General features: G+C 71.0%; 13 protein-coding genes and 1 pseudogene. 4 read left to right on the forward strand and 10 right to left on the reverse strand.

Features of this window, described 5'->3' with window-relative positions; translation table 11 throughout:
- Window positions 1–151: 151 nt before the first annotated feature.
- Window positions 152–421, reverse strand: a pseudogene (locus ID554_RS16880) (nitroreductase family protein); the annotation flags it as partial.
- Window positions 422–530: 109 nt separating this feature from the next.
- On the reverse strand, window positions 531–1,424 hold the full coding sequence (locus ID554_RS16885) for a hypothetical protein (RefSeq protein ID WP_223884122.1): 894 nt from the start codon (window positions 1,422–1,424) through the stop codon (window positions 531–533).
- Between the two features lie 187 nt (window positions 1,425–1,611).
- Here ID554_RS16885 and ID554_RS16890 point away from each other — a divergent pair, with 187 nt between their 5' ends.
- Both ID554_RS16890 and ID554_RS16895 read left to right on the forward strand, forming a co-directional pair.
- Complete coding sequence (locus ID554_RS16890; protein ID WP_117227304.1) at window positions 1,612–2,877, forward strand: aspartate kinase; 1,266 nt, start codon at window positions 1,612–1,614, stop codon at window positions 2,875–2,877.
- 5 nt (window positions 2,878–2,882) lie between these two features.
- A complete protein-coding gene (locus tag ID554_RS16895) occupies window positions 2,883–3,941 on the forward strand; it encodes an aspartate-semialdehyde dehydrogenase (protein ID WP_117227305.1) in 1,059 nt (352 codons plus the stop codon).
- Between the two features lie 5 nt (window positions 3,942–3,946).
- Here ID554_RS16895 and ID554_RS16900 read toward each other — a convergent pair whose 3' ends face one another.
- Both ID554_RS16900 and ID554_RS16905 read right to left on the reverse strand, forming a co-directional pair.
- Entirely contained in the window at window positions 3,947–5,320 is a 1,374-nt protein-coding gene (locus tag ID554_RS16900; protein ID WP_396888551.1) for a diguanylate cyclase, read from the reverse strand.
- A 234-nt stretch (window positions 5,321–5,554) separates the two neighbouring features.
- On the reverse strand, window positions 5,555–6,427 hold the full coding sequence (locus ID554_RS16905; protein WP_117227307.1) for an META domain-containing protein: 873 nt from the start codon (window positions 6,425–6,427) through the stop codon (window positions 5,555–5,557).
- Window positions 6,428–6,772: 345 nt separating this feature from the next.
- Here ID554_RS16905 and ID554_RS16910 point away from each other — a divergent pair, with 345 nt between their 5' ends.
- Window positions 6,773–7,228, forward strand: a complete 456-nt coding sequence (locus ID554_RS16910) for a lamin tail domain-containing protein (protein ID WP_191088565.1) — start codon at window positions 6,773–6,775, stop codon at window positions 7,226–7,228.
- 365 nt (window positions 7,229–7,593) lie between these two features.
- Here the strand turns inward: ID554_RS16910 and ID554_RS33380 are convergent, their stop codons facing one another.
- Window positions 7,594–8,439: a hypothetical protein gene (locus tag ID554_RS33380; RefSeq protein ID WP_117227308.1), complete on the reverse strand. Its 846-nt coding sequence runs from the start codon at window positions 8,437–8,439 to the stop codon at window positions 7,594–7,596.
- 325 nt (window positions 8,440–8,764) lie between these two features.
- Window positions 8,765–9,880 carry a helix-turn-helix domain-containing protein gene (locus tag ID554_RS16920; protein WP_147333422.1) on the reverse strand — a complete coding sequence of 372 codons (1,116 nt, stop codon included), beginning with the start codon at window positions 9,878–9,880 and terminating at the stop codon, window positions 8,765–8,767.
- 159 nt (window positions 9,881–10,039) lie between these two features.
- On the opposite strand from ID554_RS16920, the gene ID554_RS16925 reads away from it, so the two are divergent.
- Window positions 10,040–10,276 carry a hypothetical protein gene (locus ID554_RS16925; RefSeq protein WP_117227311.1) on the forward strand — a complete coding sequence of 79 codons (237 nt, stop codon included), beginning with the start codon at window positions 10,040–10,042 and terminating at the stop codon, window positions 10,274–10,276.
- A gap of 42 nt (window positions 10,277–10,318) precedes the next feature.
- Here ID554_RS16925 and ID554_RS16930 read toward each other — a convergent pair whose 3' ends face one another.
- The 4 genes from ID554_RS16930 to ID554_RS16945 form a co-directional block, all read right to left on the reverse strand.
- Entirely contained in the window at window positions 10,319–11,068 is a 750-nt protein-coding gene (locus ID554_RS16930; RefSeq protein ID WP_117227312.1) for an SDR family oxidoreductase, read from the reverse strand.
- Between the two features lie 14 nt (window positions 11,069–11,082).
- Window positions 11,083–12,336 (reverse strand): ATP-grasp domain-containing protein, encoded by a 1,254-nt coding sequence (locus tag ID554_RS16935; RefSeq protein ID WP_117227412.1) that lies wholly within the window; start codon window positions 12,334–12,336, stop codon window positions 11,083–11,085.
- A gap of 22 nt (window positions 12,337–12,358) precedes the next feature.
- Window positions 12,359–13,303, reverse strand: coding sequence for a TauD/TfdA family dioxygenase (locus ID554_RS16940; protein WP_117227313.1), 945 nt, complete (start codon window positions 13,301–13,303; stop codon window positions 12,359–12,361).
- Between the two features lie 191 nt (window positions 13,304–13,494).
- Entirely contained in the window at window positions 13,495–14,289 is a 795-nt protein-coding gene (locus ID554_RS16945) for a GntR family transcriptional regulator (protein ID WP_117227314.1), read from the reverse strand.
- Window positions 14,290–14,295 lie beyond the last annotated feature (6 nt).

The following is a 14,295-nucleotide window of genomic DNA, read 5'->3' on the forward strand; positions in this document are numbered from 1 at the left end:
TTCGACTCCGCGACGAGGTGCCGGCCGTCAGGCCTCGTCGCGGCGACGAAGGAGGAGGTACGCCTGCCACATGACAGGGTGACCCTACGTGATGGGACGTGGCGTGGGAAAGGCCCGTCCGGAGTGTGGGATGGAAATCGCACCGAACGGGTTAGTCGGCGACCTCTCCGCAGCTCAGGGCGAGTTCGGAGAGTGGGCGACGGTGGCGTAGGGCGGTCTCGTCGGCCAGCAGGTCGGCCGGAAGGCTCAACGGATCGCCGAGTTGGCCGACCGCGACCACCACGTACGGTCGCACCTCGCCGGAAAGGTCCAGGTCGGCGATCAGCCCGGCCCGGTCGAAATCGGTCACCTGGCGTACGTGCAGTCCCAGCGCGGTGGCCTGCACGCTCAGGTGGGCCACCGCCTGCCCGAGGCCGTAAGCGGCGAACGCCTGCTGTGTGCGCCGGTACGCCCCGAGCACCAGGGCGCCGGATGTGGGAAACGACACCCGTAATGGGACGCCCGGCCGGGCGTTCCCGCGTGAGCGCGACCTACCCGACCTCGGTCGGCGCGATGCCACCCGGTTCGGTGCCGCCGGGCGTCGCGGCCTCCGGGTCGGTGCCGTCCGGATCGAGATCGGACGGTGTGGGCGGCGGTGGCGGTGCCTCCATACCCAGCGGTTCGCCGTCGACCACCGGCCCGGCGAGCTGCACGGTGGCCGGCGCCGGCTCGGGCGGACCGGCCAGCGTCAGGGTGCCGAACGCCGCGCGGACCGCGGTCGGCGTGCCGTCCGCGTCGAAGCAGTAGATGCCCACGTCCAGCGGCGGGTTGATCGAGGTGGCCGTGGTCTCCACCGAGTAGCAGGTGCCGGTGGCCTCGGGCGGGGCCATCGCGGGTGAGACCGACAGCGGGGCACGCCGGTCGATCAGCACGTCCAGCCAGTCGGTGAACGGGTGCTGCACCCGGGGGTCGATCCGGCGGGGCAGCGTGTCGTCGCGCTCGCCGACGCGTACGCAACTCGCCGGCTCGGGCCGGGTCGCCGAGGGCAACGCGCACTGGAACAGCCCGTCGGCGGTGGCCGCGAGCGAGATGTCCGCCGTGCCGCCGAGCGCGCCACCGGGCACGTCCACCCGCCAGCTGCCGTCGTTGGCGCTGGTCACCACGATCGAGCGGTCCGGGGTGTCGGCCACCCGCAGGGTGTACCGGGCGACCAGGTGCCGATCCTGCGCGGCGGCGGCGAGCGCGGCCAGTTCATCACGGGCCGCGTCCTGGCCCGCCGGTCGTGGCGCGGCACTCGGCGGGGGCGGTGAATCGTCCGGCGGGTCCGAGGAGCAGCCGGCGAGCAGGGCCGGCAGGGCGAACGCGATCGGGGCGGCCAGGCGGACGGCGGGACGGCGGGCGGCGTACACCCGGCCATTCTCGGCGTTGGGTGCGCTTACGGACACCCCCGGAAAGGTCGGCCTTCCCGGCGTGTCGCACACCACCTCGCCCGCCGCGCCGGGCCGGATCGTGGGATCACCTGACCCGGCGGTCAGAGCGGCCCGATACCCTGAGGTCGTCCGACCCGCGCCGCCGGCCCCGGTGCCGGCGGCGTCGGCACGCTTCAGGGCAACCGGGAGGGAGTGCGCCGTCGTGGCACTCGTGGTGCAGAAGTACGGCGGGTCCTCCGTCGCCAACGCCGAGCGGATCAAGCGGGTGGCCGAACGGATCGTGGCCGCCCGCAAGGCCGGCGACGACGTCGTCGTGGTCGTCTCGGCGATGGGCGACTCCACCGACGAACTACTCGACCTGGCCAACCAGGTCAGCCCGCTGCCGCCCGGGCGCGAGCTGGACATGCTGCTCACCGCCGGGGAACGGATCTCGATGGCGCTGCTCGCCATGGCGATCCACAACCTGGGGTACGAAGCCCGCTCGTTCACCGGTTCGCAGGCGGGTGTCATCACCACCTCGGTGCACGGCCGGGCGCGGATCATCGACGTCACGCCGGGACGGCTCAAGGGGGCGCTGGACGAGGGCGCCGTGGTCATCGTCGCCGGGTTCCAGGGTGTCTCGCAGGACACCAAGGACGTGACGACCCTGGGCCGGGGCGGCTCGGATACCACTGCCGTGGCGCTGGCAGCCGCGCTGCACGCGGACGTGTGCGAGATCTACACCGACGTGGACGGCGTCTTCACCGCCGACCCGCGGATCGTCTCCAACGCCCGGCACATCAAGCAGATCACCTACGAGGAGATGCTGGAGCTGGCTGCCTGCGGCGCGAAGGTGCTGCACCTGCGCAGCGTGGAGTACGCCCGCCGGTCGGGACTCCCGATCCACGTCCGCTCGTCATACTCGACCAACACCGGCACCATGGTCACCGGATCGACGGAGGAGCTTCCTGTGGAGCAGGCACTGATCACCGGCGTCGCCCACGATCGCAGCGAGGCCAAGATCACGATTGTCGGCGTACCCGACGAGCCGGGCGCCGCCGCGCGGATCTTCGACACCGCGGCGGGTGCCGAGATCAACATCGACATGATCGTGCAGAACGTCTCCACCGAGGGCGCCGGTCGCACGGACATCTCCTTCACCCTGCCGAAGACCGACGGTCCGACCGCGATGGCCGCGCTGAGCAAGATCCAGGAGTCGGTCAACTTCAAGGGCCTGCTCTACGACGACCACGTCGGCAAGGTCTCCCTGATCGGTGCCGGGATGCGCTCGCACCCGGGCGTCGCGGCCGGGTTCTTCGCCGCGCTCGGCCAGGCCGGCGTGAACATCGAGATGATCTCCACCTCGGAGATCAGGGTCTCCGTGGTCTGCCGGGACACCGACCTCGACGTGGCGGTCCGCGCCATCCACGAGGCGTTCGACCTGGGCGGCGACACCGAAGCCGTGGTGTACGCGGGGACGGGACGGTAGCGCGGATGGCCGCGCTGCCCACCCTGGCCGTGGTCGGGGCGACGGGCGCTGTCGGCACCGTGATGTGTGAGTTGCTCACCGGGCGTCGCAACGTCTGGGGTGAGATCCGCCTGTTCGCCTCCGAGCGGTCGGCCGGGCGCAAGGTCCGGTGCCGGGGTGAGGAGCTGACCGTCCAGGCGCTGACCGAGAAGGCGTTCGACGGCGTCGACGTGGCGATGTTCGACGTGCCGGACGAGGTCGCCGCGCACTGGGCGCCGATCGCGGTGCGCCGGGGCGCGATCGTGGTGGACAACTCGGGTGCCTTCCGGATGGCGTCGGACGTCCCGCTGGTGGTGCCGGAGATCAACCTCGAACAGGTCCAGCACCGGCCCCGGGGGATCGTCGCCAACGCGAACTGCACCACCCTCGCGATGATCGTCGCGGTCGCCCCGCTGCACCGCGAGTACGGGCTGCGCGAGCTGGTGCTCGCCTCGTACCAGTCGGTTTCCGGGGCGGGGCAGGTCGGCGCGGACACGCTGCACGACCAACTGGCCAAGGTGGCCGGCGACCGGCTGCTCGGCTCGCGTACCGGCGACGTGCGGCAGGCGGTCGGTGACGACCTCGGCCCGTTCCCCGCGCCGATGGCGCTCAACGTGGTGCCGTGGGCCGGCTCGCTGGCCGAGGACGGCTGGTCCTCCGAGGAGATGAAGATGCGCGACGAGTCGCGCAAGATCCTCGGTACGCCGCACCTGAAGGTCACCGCCACCTGCGTACGGGTGCCGGTGCTCACCGGTCACTCGGTCGCCGTACACGCCGTCTTCGGCACCGAGATCAATGCCGAGGGGGCCCGTGGCGTGCTGCGCAACGCCCCCGGTGTGATCGTCGTCGACGACCCGGCCGCCGGTGAGTTCCCGATGCCGATCGACGCGGTCGGGACCGACCCGTCCTGGGTCGGCCGGATCCGTCGTGCCCTCGACGACCCCCGCGCGCTGAACTTCTTCGTCACCGGCGACAACCTCCGCAAGGGCGCCGCCCTGAACACCGCCCAGATCGCCGAACTCCTGGCCAAGGAACTCACGCGCTGAGGCGGTCAGGCGGCGGCGAGGCGTACGCCGTCGCGACCCTGCCGTTTCACGGCGTAGAGCGCCTGGTCGGCGCGTCGTAAAGTCAGCTCGGGCGACTCGCCGGGGCGGGGGAGGGCGACTCCGACGCTGATCGTGCGGCCGATCCGGCGGGCCGCCTCGGTGAGCCGTTCGGCCACCCGGACGGCCTCCTCGGGGCGGCTCACCTCGATCACCGCGACGAACTCGTCGCCGCCGGTCCGGTACAGCTCGTCGCCCTGGCGCAGCGCGCCCTCCAACGCCCGGGCCAGGCCGACCAGCACCCGGTCACCGGTCTGGTGTCCGTAGGTGTCGTTGATCGTTTTGAAGCCGTCCACGTCGATCGCGAGCAGCGCGGTGCGCCCTGGCGTCGCGGTGGCGATCCGCTTTCCGAACGGGCCGGTGTGCCGCAGCCCGGTCAACGGGTCGGAGCTGGCCTGCTCGCGCAGCCGGTCCAGGGTGCGCAACCGGTCCAGGCAGCTCCACGCCTGACCGGCCAACAGCTCCATCAGGTTGACCGTGGTGGGATCGGGGCGCAGCAGCCGGTCGTCGGCCACCAGCAGCACCCCGCCGCGCTGGGCCGGACCCACCGGCACCGTGACCAGCGTCCGGACACCGGCGCGGAGCAGCGGCTCGTGCTCCACGGTGGGCGGGTGGCCCGCCTCGCCGAGCGTGTAGCCCGCCCCGTAGCGGTGCGCCCGGTCGATGATGCCGCGCAGGGCCTGCGGGCCTGCCTCGGTCAGCTCGGCCCGTATCCGGCTCTCCAGCTCCCCGGGTGCCACGGTCGGGGCACCGAGCCGTACGCCGCCCCGGCCGCCGAGCACCAGGACGGCCGCGCCGAGCGTGGAGACGTCCCGGGCCGCCCCGATCGCGGCGGTCATCAGGTCCCACTCGGTGCCGGCGGCGGTCATCGCGGCGGCGTGCCGGAGCAGCTTCTCGCTGCGGCTCTCCGTTGGCCCGCCCAGCGCGACGATCCGCGCGCCGAGGCGGGCGGCGACGCGCTCGGCGGTGGTCCGCCACGCGGCGAGGTCGGCCGGGCCGGTCCACTGCACGTCGAGTACGCCGATGACCCGCCCGGCCGGATCCGGCACCGGTACGCACACCTCGGCGGTGACGTCGGGGCGTACCGGGATGTGATCGGGATCGGTCGTCACGTCCGGGGCGACGGCCGCCACGCCGCCGGTGTAGACCCGGCCGACGATCCCGGCGTCCGGCGCGACGGTGGCGAAGACCTGCCAGGAGCCGGTGGCGGCGACACACCGGAGCCGGTCGTGCACGTGCAGCAGGACGGCGATCGTGGCCGGGGTGTGCCGGGCCAGCGAATCGACGGTGGCCTGGCACACCTCGGCGACGGTCGACGCCATCGGCAGGCGGACCGTCACGTCGCGCAGGACTTGTTGGTGATCCACTCGCACGTCGTTCCAGGTCGGGGTGATCCTCCTGGTGGGCACCGGGAGGATGACCAAGCGTACTCACCGGAAACTGGGAGCGAGCTGGACTCGTACACATGTGCTATCCACAGGCTGTGGATGCAGGCTGTGGACCACGCGCGGACGCCTGCGGCGACAGCGTGGCGGCGAGCGTCCCGGGTCGACGGATCAGCCGCGAACCAGGCGGCCGGTCTCCGCACCCTGCGCGTCCCGCAACACCAGCACGTCGCCGTCCAGGCCCGCCTGCCGCGCGGTGATGAGCCAGAGACCGGTCGGCACGTTGTCGCAGCCGATCATGGTGGAGACGCCCCCGGTCGCCAGGAACGCACCGTCACCGTCGGTCGCCCAGCGTCCGGGCGCATAACTGTTGCAGCCGTCCGAGCCGGTCCAGGTGCCGTCGGCGACGAACTCGACGGAGGCGGGCTTCGGCCATCGGCCTGCTGAGTCAGCCGCCGCGCCGACCGGCACCCAGCGGCCGACCAACTCCTCCGACGTGGGGTCGGCGAGTTGGGCGGGTAGCGCCGGGGGCGCGGCCAACCAGCGTCGCGTCTCGTCGGTCACCGTCGGCGGCTGAAGCCAGGACGGGTCCATGTCCGGTTCGCTGTCCGGTCGCCCACCGAGGCGCAGCCGGGCCAGTTCTGCACCGGTGTCGTCCAGGAGGACGCGGGTGTCACCGTCGGCGCGGAACCCGTCGGCCCGGAGCAGCCAGCCCAGTCCTGCGTCCGGCGCGGCGGTGCAGCCCCCACCGCTGTGCATGTCGGCGATGAGGAGGCCGCTCTGGTCGGCGTTCCAGCTCCCGTGCCGTACCCCGCAGCCGTCGAAGACCCGGAGGGACCGGTCGGTGAACTGGACGACGGTGCCTGACGCCACGTCCGTACCCGCCGCCGTCCACGAGCCGATCAGCTCGGTCGGTTCCTGCTGGGCCGCCGAGGCGGCGTCGACCGTGACCGGATCCGGTCCGGCCGACATGGTGTCGTGCTGTGCACATCCGGTGAGCACCAACGCGGTCGCGGCGATGGTGCCGATCAGGTATCGGCGCATGGTCCCCTCGTTCCCTCGGCCTGACGATGGGACGTCGGGAACGCCGAACCGGTTGCACGGCGCGACGAACGGCTGCCGCCCGAAGGTCCACAGTGGTCGTCAAATGCGTCGGACCGGATCGCCGTTCGGCCGGCGTGTGGTCCGCCCCTCGCCGCACGGCGGGGCGCGGAGCGGTCGGCGGAGACGACCCGGCCGGCTGCCGATCGACAGCCGCCCGGCCGTAATCAGTGGCGCGCGGTGCGCGGGTACCTCACGTTGCCGCAACTCGTCGTTAACCTCGCTCCGTCACGCGTCGGCGTGACATGTCCGCGCCGGAGTCCGGCGCTTTCAGTGGGGATAACACGCATGACAAGAAGGCTCATCGGGTTGGTGTCCGCGCTCGCCGTGGCATTCGGCGGTTCGCTGGCCGTCGGCGCTCCGGCGCAGGCCGCTGCCCCGGCGATCGAGATCACGAAGGTCTACTACGACTCGCCGGGTACGGACAACCGCTCGAACGCCAGCCTGAACGCCGAGTACGTGAAGCTGACCAACCGGCGCGCCCGCACCATCAACCTGAAGAACTGGACACTGCGCGACAAGGCCAACCACGTCTACACGTTCCGCGGGGACGTCAAGCTCGCCAAGGGCAAGAGCGTGGTCATCCGCACCGGCAAGGGCAAGAACACCGCCAAGAACCGCTACTGGGGTTCGGGCAACTACGTCTGGAACAACACCGGCGACACCGCGTACCTGCGCAACGCCAGCGGCAAGCTGATCGACAAGTGCGCCTGGAAGAAGGGCAAGGGATACACCGCCTGCTGACCGGGTAACCGTTGTTCGGCGCGCAAGCGATGGGGCGCGCCGAGGGGAGTCTCTCGCACGGGCTTGATCTCACCGAGGCGTCGCGGTTCTCGGTGAGATCAAGTTCGGTTCGTGGGCCAAGGGATCACGGATGACGTCCGTCCTTGGCGGCGAGCCGTAGCCTGAGAGTCGTGCGCCGCCCACGCCTCCGATCGCAGGCGCCCTCGTGCACGGCCCAGGCCTTGTTCAGGAGTGGCGGGAACGCAGGTCGAAGTCACCGGAACCGGCGGAGCGGGTACTGCGGCACTACCCCAAGTGGTGGTGACCGAGAACGTCAGAGGGCACATCCACCCACTGGATGTGCCCTCCGCGTTGGTGCCGACGGGTCAACCCACTCCGAAGGTCGCGGCGTGGTGGACGAGCGCCGTCGGGGCGGCGGGATCACGTGCGACCTGCGTAAGGAGGTGCCGGCCTGCCGGTCTGTGGCGGATCTCGGCCGGCGCGATCCGGTCGACCTCCATCAGGACCCGGCCGGCACTGGTCGGGTCGTCGGCGTGCAGGTAGGCGCGGGCAGCGTCGATCAGGTATGCGGCACGGTGTTCGACGGGTAACCACCGCCAGCCGTCCCGAGTGATCACCTTCTCGTGCCAGGTCACCGCGTGCACTGCATTGCCCAACTCCGTCTGAACGATGACCCGGGCAAGCTCTACCGCCGTCGGACCGAACCCGGTGCGGTGGTGGTCGTGGCCGTCTTCCACTGGTGCCGCCATCTCGACGGCCTCATCGATCAATCCGGCGGCCGTGCGGTCGTCGCCGTCGCGAGCAGCGGCCAGAGCGGCCTGCACCAGCAGAGTGCCGCAGAGGGACAACTCAGCCGGGTCGCCGTCCTCGGGTACGGGCGGGGCGATCCGGTACGCGGCAGTCAGCATGACGCTTCTCGCCACTCGCGCCCGCCCTGACTCACGCAAGACCTGGCCGAGCTGCACACCGGCGGCAGCCACCGACACTCGATCACCCGTGGCAGCCGCCATCGCCCGATCGACCGCCAACCATGCCACGTCGGGGGCACCCAGCTTCATGAGCAACGATGCCGTCACCCGGTATGCCTCCACCAGCGGCACACGCCCCGGTCCAGGGCCCAACCGGTCGGCGAGCACCTGTTGAGACAATCTCCGCCGAGCCCGCCAGTACGCCACCCGTCGGCCGACAGGCAACCGTTCAGTGTTGTCCACGAAGCCACCGCCGGTCCGGGACGGCTCGACTTGTCTCCTCGACCGGTATTCGATCCGCCTCGGCTTGAGCGAGAATCCGCTGCCGGGCGGCCTCCCGCTCTGCTTTCTGGACCTGTTCACCCCGACCCTCCGTCGCCCTTCGCTCTGCATCGCCCACCGGCGCCTCCTTCAGGGAGGGCACGGCAGTGGTGCTCGTCATGGGAGGGACCGCTGCCGTGCCGAACAAGGGGTGCCTCACGGCTGGCGCAATGCGGTTCCGGCGAGTGCAGGCCCCGAGATCAGCATTGGGTGACCGGGCGGTCACGGTCGAGAGGCGGGGCGTCTGCTATCTACGTGCGGACAGGGCGCGGACAGCGGCCTCGACTTGGTCAACGAGGCTGACCGTGTGGGTGGCGTGTCCGAGAGCCAGCACCCGTTCGTAGACGTCGAGCGCCTCGCCGACATTCCCGTTGTCCACGAGCGCCGCCGCGAGATGCAGCAGGTAGGGGCCGGTCCAGGCAGCCGCAGATGAACCCGCCGGTAGTCCGGTCAACCCGAGCCGCAGGTACTCGATCGCCTGTGCGTTCCAGCCGAGCAACCGGTAGGCGAGCCCGCGCTGCATGGTCAGGTAGGCGGCGGAGTGGAAGTAGATCCACGGCGGCTCCCGGTCGGGTGCCTGCATGGCTGCCTCGTTCAACTCCGTGGCGCGGTCCAACAGGTCGATGGCGACGTTCGCTTCGCCGGTCAGGGCGTGACCGCGAGCCTGCTGCTGGGTGGCGATGGCGCGTACTCCTGAACTTGCCGGTTGCCGAACCGCCGCTGCGGAGAGACCGATCAGCGGTCCTGGCCGCCGCTCCGACCAGGCCAGGTGCCCCCGCATGCTGAGCACCGTGGCAACCATGTCCGCGTTGCCGGCCTCGGTGCCCCACTCCAGCGCGGTGCCGTACCACCGACTGGCGAGGCGACGTCGGTCGCTGGCCGCGTACAGCCACCCGCCGAACTGAGCCCATTGCGCGGCGAGATCGACCACCTGTTGCCGGAGTCCGCCCGCGCTCTCCGCAACGAGCGTGGTGACCAGGTCCAACTGGGTGCGGATCGTCGGTATCAGCGGTGTCGAGCCGAGAGTGTCTTCGAGACGACGATGGGCGGCGAGCATCTCGCCCAGGATGTGCAGCGTTTCGGGGTCGAGTCGGCGGGGGTGTTGCGTGACGTAGGCGAGTCGGTTGGGGTCGTCTGAGGTAGGGGCCGGGTGCAGCATGCCGGACAGGAGCCCGCTGGTGTGGAGTGCGTCGTCGAGCCGACCGGCCAGATCAACGGTCGGGTGGCGTCGCCCCGATTCCAGGTCGTGAAGGTGCCCCCGGCTGGACAACACGAGCGGGGCGAGCTGTCGCAGCGACAACCCCGCCGACATGCGGTGTCTGCGCAGCTCAGCGCCGAATCGTCCGTCCGATATCGGTGGCATGTGGCACTCCTCAGCGACAAGGGCCAGCCCGTCGCCCACGCACTCCTCGGCGGGTCGACACTTCGGACGGTACACCCGACGCCACCTGTGAGTGATGCCCGCTGATCGCGCTGAGGCACGTGGACGAGGAGTCCTTGCCGGGTGAGATCTAATGATCTCGTGCCCAAGTTCTTCGACGCCTCACTCAGCAACCACCTACGCTACCCGCTGTGGCTCTTCGCGGTACCGGTGGTCATCTTCGCGGTCTTCCCCGCCTACGTGCTGGTCTATCGCGGCGACACCCTAGCCGCTCTGCTGGTCGTGCTCGGCAACGTGCAGGCGGTCATGCTGGGGCGGGTTCGTCTCGCGAAGAGTCTTGTCGCCCAGGGGAAGGTGAGACCCGAGGACCTGGGCTGAGCCGCACCGCTCACGGCGCGACCCAGCTCGGAGTCCCGTCCGTCAGCCGCCGAAGATCGGCTGACGGTGCACCTTGTGCTGGGCGGCCTGGGCGACCGGGCGGACGACGAGACGATCCACGTTGACGTGGCTGGGCAGTGCCACCGTCAGGGCGATGCACTCGGCGACGTCCTCGGCCACCAGCGGCCGGTCCACGCCCGCGTACACGGCGGCGGCCTTGTCCGCGTCGCCGGCGAACCGGTTGACCGCGAACTCGTCCGTGCGGACCATGCCCGGTGCGATCTCGATGACCCGCACCGGTTCGCCGCAGAGTTCCAGCCGGAGCGTCTCGACCAGCGCGTGTTCCGCGTGCTTGGCGGCGGTGTAGGTGCCGCCGGACTCGTAGGTCACGTGCGCGGCCGTCGAGGTCACGGTCACGATGGTCGGCGCGTCGGAGGCGCGCAGCAGCGGCAGCAGCGCCTGGGTCACGTACAGCATGCCCAGGACGTTGATCTCGAAGCTCCGCATGAGGTCGGCGGGCGAGGTGGTGGCCAGCGGGTCGGCGCCCACCGCCCCGCCCGCGTTGTTGACCAGCAGGTCGCAGCGGTCCAGCCCGGCGGCGAGGTCCTGCACGGACGCCTGGTCGGTGACGTCGAGTGCGACGGCCCGCCCGCCGATCTCGGCCGCCAGCGCCTGGAGTCGGTCCAACCGGCGGGCCGCCACCACGACGAAGAACCCGTCCTTGGCCAGCCGGCGCGCCGTGGCCGCGCCGATCCCGCTGCTGGCACCCGTCACCACTGCGGTGCGCTTCATGGTGTTCTCCCTTATCAACCGGTGACGAAGTCTATCTGCGCGTTGATCGCCTCGGCCTTGGCGATGGCGTCGAGCGCGTCCGTGCCGGAGGCCAGGATGTAGCCGTTGCTGCAGTCCGCGACCGTCAACAGCGGTGCGACCTCGTCGCCGGGGTTCTTGGTGATGACCACGGCGGTGTTCTCGGCGCCCAACTCGAACAGGTACGGCATGAAGACCCGGGCCGAACCGCCGGGCGGGATCCGGCGTACCGTCGCCGGGATGTCCTCGCTGACGGTGATCGACGTGATCGGTCCCGGCTTCGGGGTCAGGAACAGGGCGACCGCGCCCCCGATCGGTGCGGGCGATTCGAGCGGCAGCTCGTCGATGCCCAGCGGCACCGTCAGGAACATGCGGTTCAGGTCCAGACCGAAGGCACGGCGTACCAACTCCGGCGCGCCGCTGCCGGCCAGGCGCGCGTGGGATTCGAGCACCCGGGGTCCGTTCGGGGTGAGGACGAACTCGCTGTGTGACGGCCCCTCGGTGACACCGACGGCGTCCAGGAGCTTCGCGGTGAGTTCCCGGAGTTCCGCGAGGTGGGGCACGGCGACCCGGCTCGGGGTGCTGACCTCCCACTCGACGAACCGGTCGTTCATCCGGTATTCCGAGTAGCCGATGGTGAGGTGCCGGCCCTCGAAGGAGAACGAGTCGACACTCACCACCGGGCCGAAGAGGAACTCCTCGGCCATCGGGGCGGTGATGCCGGCGGCGGCCAGCTCCGACATGGCCTCGGCCACCTGCTCCGGGGTCCCGACCTCCTTGATGTGCAGGCTCGCCGCACCGTCGATCGGCTTGAGGACGATCTTTCCGCCGACCTGCTCCAGGAACGAGACGGCCTCCTCCACCGAGTTGACCACCTGGTAGCGGACGTTCTCCACGTCGGCCTTGGCCAGGCACTCCCGGGTGAGGGACTTGTCCTTGAGCGCGCGGGCGGTGAACTCGGTGACGCCGGGCAGGCCGAACATGTCCACGACGTAGCCGGACGAGATCGCGGCGACCTCGGTCGTGGTCATCACCCGGTCGAACGGGCGCTCGGCGTGCAGCGGGCTGAGCGCGGCGTGGATGGCCGGTCCGTCGTCCAGCGGAGCGTGTACGACCCGCTCGGTGTGCGCCAGGATGGACGGCTCGTACTTGCCCTCCTCGTGCACCAGCACGACGTCGATGCCGAGTTCCTTGGCGCCGTGGATCGGCGCGGGCATGCCACCGATGACGGCGACGCGATATCTACTCATGGTCATCCTCCTGGTGTCCGGGTCAGCTTGCATAGCAGCGGCGCAGCCAGCGGGCGGTGTCCGCCGGACCGGGCCGGAACGCCCGACGGCGGTGCAGCACCCGGTAGTTGTCGAAGATCAGGAAGTCGCCGGGCCGCAGCACGAACGCCTCGGACCGCGCCTGGTCGAGGGCTCGTACCCACCGGTCGAGGGCGGCGGTCGCCGCCGGCGTGTTCGGTGCGACCGTGCCCCGGTCGAACCGCGCCCGCGTTCCCTCGTAGCTCTGCTCCAGCAGCGCGGTGTCCCGCAGCGGCGCCGCCTCGTCGGTGGAGGCGGGCGGGCCGACGGTGAACTGGGCCGACTGCAACTCCTGCACGGTGGTCTCGTCCAGCGCGGCCACGGCCCCCTCGATGGCGAGCACCTCGGTCGGCACCTGCTCGTCGTTGCGGACCGCATAGAAGCTGAGATAGCGCGGGACGTACCGGCGCGGGTCGACGCCCTTGCCGCCGAAGGGGAGGTGCGGGTTGTCGGTGTGCCAGGAGAACTCGGAATCCGCCCCCCAGGAACTGGTGGTGCCCGCCGCCGCCGGGTTCGGGGCCACGTTGCGGATGTACCGGCCGGTGTTCTCGTAGTCGACCGCGAACGGCGTCAGCGAGAGCAGTTGCAGCAGACCGAAGTGCAGGGCGTTGGTCACGGCCATCGCGGGTTCGTCGGTGAACCCGTCGCGTGGTGTCGCGGGGAACTCCTGCTGCGGCAGGTTGCCGATGGTCAGGACGTGCGAGCCGGTGGCCGGGTAGAACGTCAGTGCCTGGAGGATCTCGCCGGGCAGGTGGGTCTGCAGGGCGTGTGCACCGATGCCGGCGAGGATCGCCTCGTGGGCGTCCGAATCCAGTTCGATGTCGCAGACGGCGGCCGTGAGCTCCTTGTCGAGCAGGTCACGGGTCCGGTCGTTGAGATGGTGACGGGCCACCCGGAGTGCACGGGTCATCATCGGCTCCGATCATGAGGGGTCGCCGCGAATCACCAACTCGCGGTCGGACCAGGTGCCACGCCCAGTCGTCGTACACCCGAGACCTCACGATGCCGCACGGCGACAGCGGGTAACAACGCTGTCACGGAGGCCAGAAGTGGCCAGGCACCTTGCTGCCGTCTCTGCTCACCGGCAGGGGGTGGCAAGTCCTACGGGGTGCCGTCGCCCGGCGCGACCGGGGAGCGCACCGCGCCCCACCGGACCGACAACCGCGTCGCCGCACGCTCGGCGCGGATCTCCATGGCGTCGCCGACGACCACCGCCCGGTCGACCACCACGGCGGTCCCGTCCAGGGCGACCGTCGTCCGTTCGCTGACGAAGACGGGACTGCCGGGCGGTTGGCGCAGGTGCCCGGCGGCCGGCGCGGCGAGCAGGGACGGGACGATCCGTTCCGAGGCGCGCAGGATGGCGACCCCGGCGTCGGCCAGCGCGGCATAGAGCGACGTCCGGACGAAGTCGCGGTCCCGGATCGTCGCGCCGTACGGCGGGCGGACCCAGGAGACCTGGTGGATGGCGGGACGGCCGTTGAGCAGGCGCAGCCGTTCCAGCCGCAGGGCACGCTCGCCGCCACCGTCGCCGAACCGATCGACCACCCAGGCCGGCGGTCGGCGCATCGCACCGGACAACACCTGGGTGACCACGTCGTGGCCCTGCTCGCGAAGGTCCTCCGTGAAGCTGCGCAGCGTGTCCACCCGGTAGGCCGCCTGGACCGGTGTGACGTAGGTGCCCCGCCCGGCCTGCTGGACGATGAGTCCCTCGTCGGACAGCTCCTGGAGGGCCTGGCGCAACGTCATCAGCGTGACGCCGTAGTGGGCGCTCAGGTCCCGCTGCGCCGGCAGCGCCTCGCCGGGCTCGTACTCGCCCTGCCGGATCCGGGTCGCCAGGTCGGCCGCGATCTGCCGGTAGCGCGCGGTCGGTCGGCCACCCGCCGTCGCCTCACCCATGGGTGT

It is taken from the genome of Micromonospora craniellae (genome assembly GCF_014764405.1).
Lineage (GTDB): Bacteria > Actinomycetota > Actinomycetes > Mycobacteriales > Micromonosporaceae > Micromonospora > Micromonospora craniellae.

Coding starts and splice junctions, on each gene's coding strand:
- ID554_RS16910 (WP_191088565.1), top strand. CDS start 6,773: ATGACAAGAAGGCTCATCGGGTTGGTGTCCGCGCTCGCCGTGGCATTC.
- ID554_RS16935 (WP_117227412.1), bottom strand. CDS start 12,336: ATGAGTAGATATCGCGTCGCCGTCATCGGTGGCATGCCCGCGCCGATC.
- ID554_RS16920 (WP_147333422.1), bottom strand. CDS start 9,880: ATGCCACCGATATCGGACGGACGATTCGGCGCTGAGCTGCGCAGACAC.
- ID554_RS16900 (WP_396888551.1), bottom strand. CDS start 5,320: ATGGCGTCGACCGTCGCCGAGGTGTGCCAGGCCACCGTCGATTCGCTG.
- ID554_RS16945 (WP_117227314.1), bottom strand. CDS start 14,289: ATGGGTGAGGCGACGGCGGGTGGCCGACCGACCGCGCGCTACCGGCAG.
- ID554_RS16895 (WP_117227305.1), top strand. CDS start 2,883: ATGGCCGCGCTGCCCACCCTGGCCGTGGTCGGGGCGACGGGCGCTGTC.
- ID554_RS16905 (WP_117227307.1), bottom strand. CDS start 6,427: ATGCGCCGATACCTGATCGGCACCATCGCCGCGACCGCGTTGGTGCTC.
- ID554_RS16930 (WP_117227312.1), bottom strand. CDS start 11,068: ATGAAGCGCACCGCAGTGGTGACGGGTGCCAGCAGCGGGATCGGCGCG.
- ID554_RS16940 (WP_117227313.1), bottom strand. CDS start 13,303: ATGACCCGTGCACTCCGGGTGGCCCGTCACCATCTCAACGACCGGACC.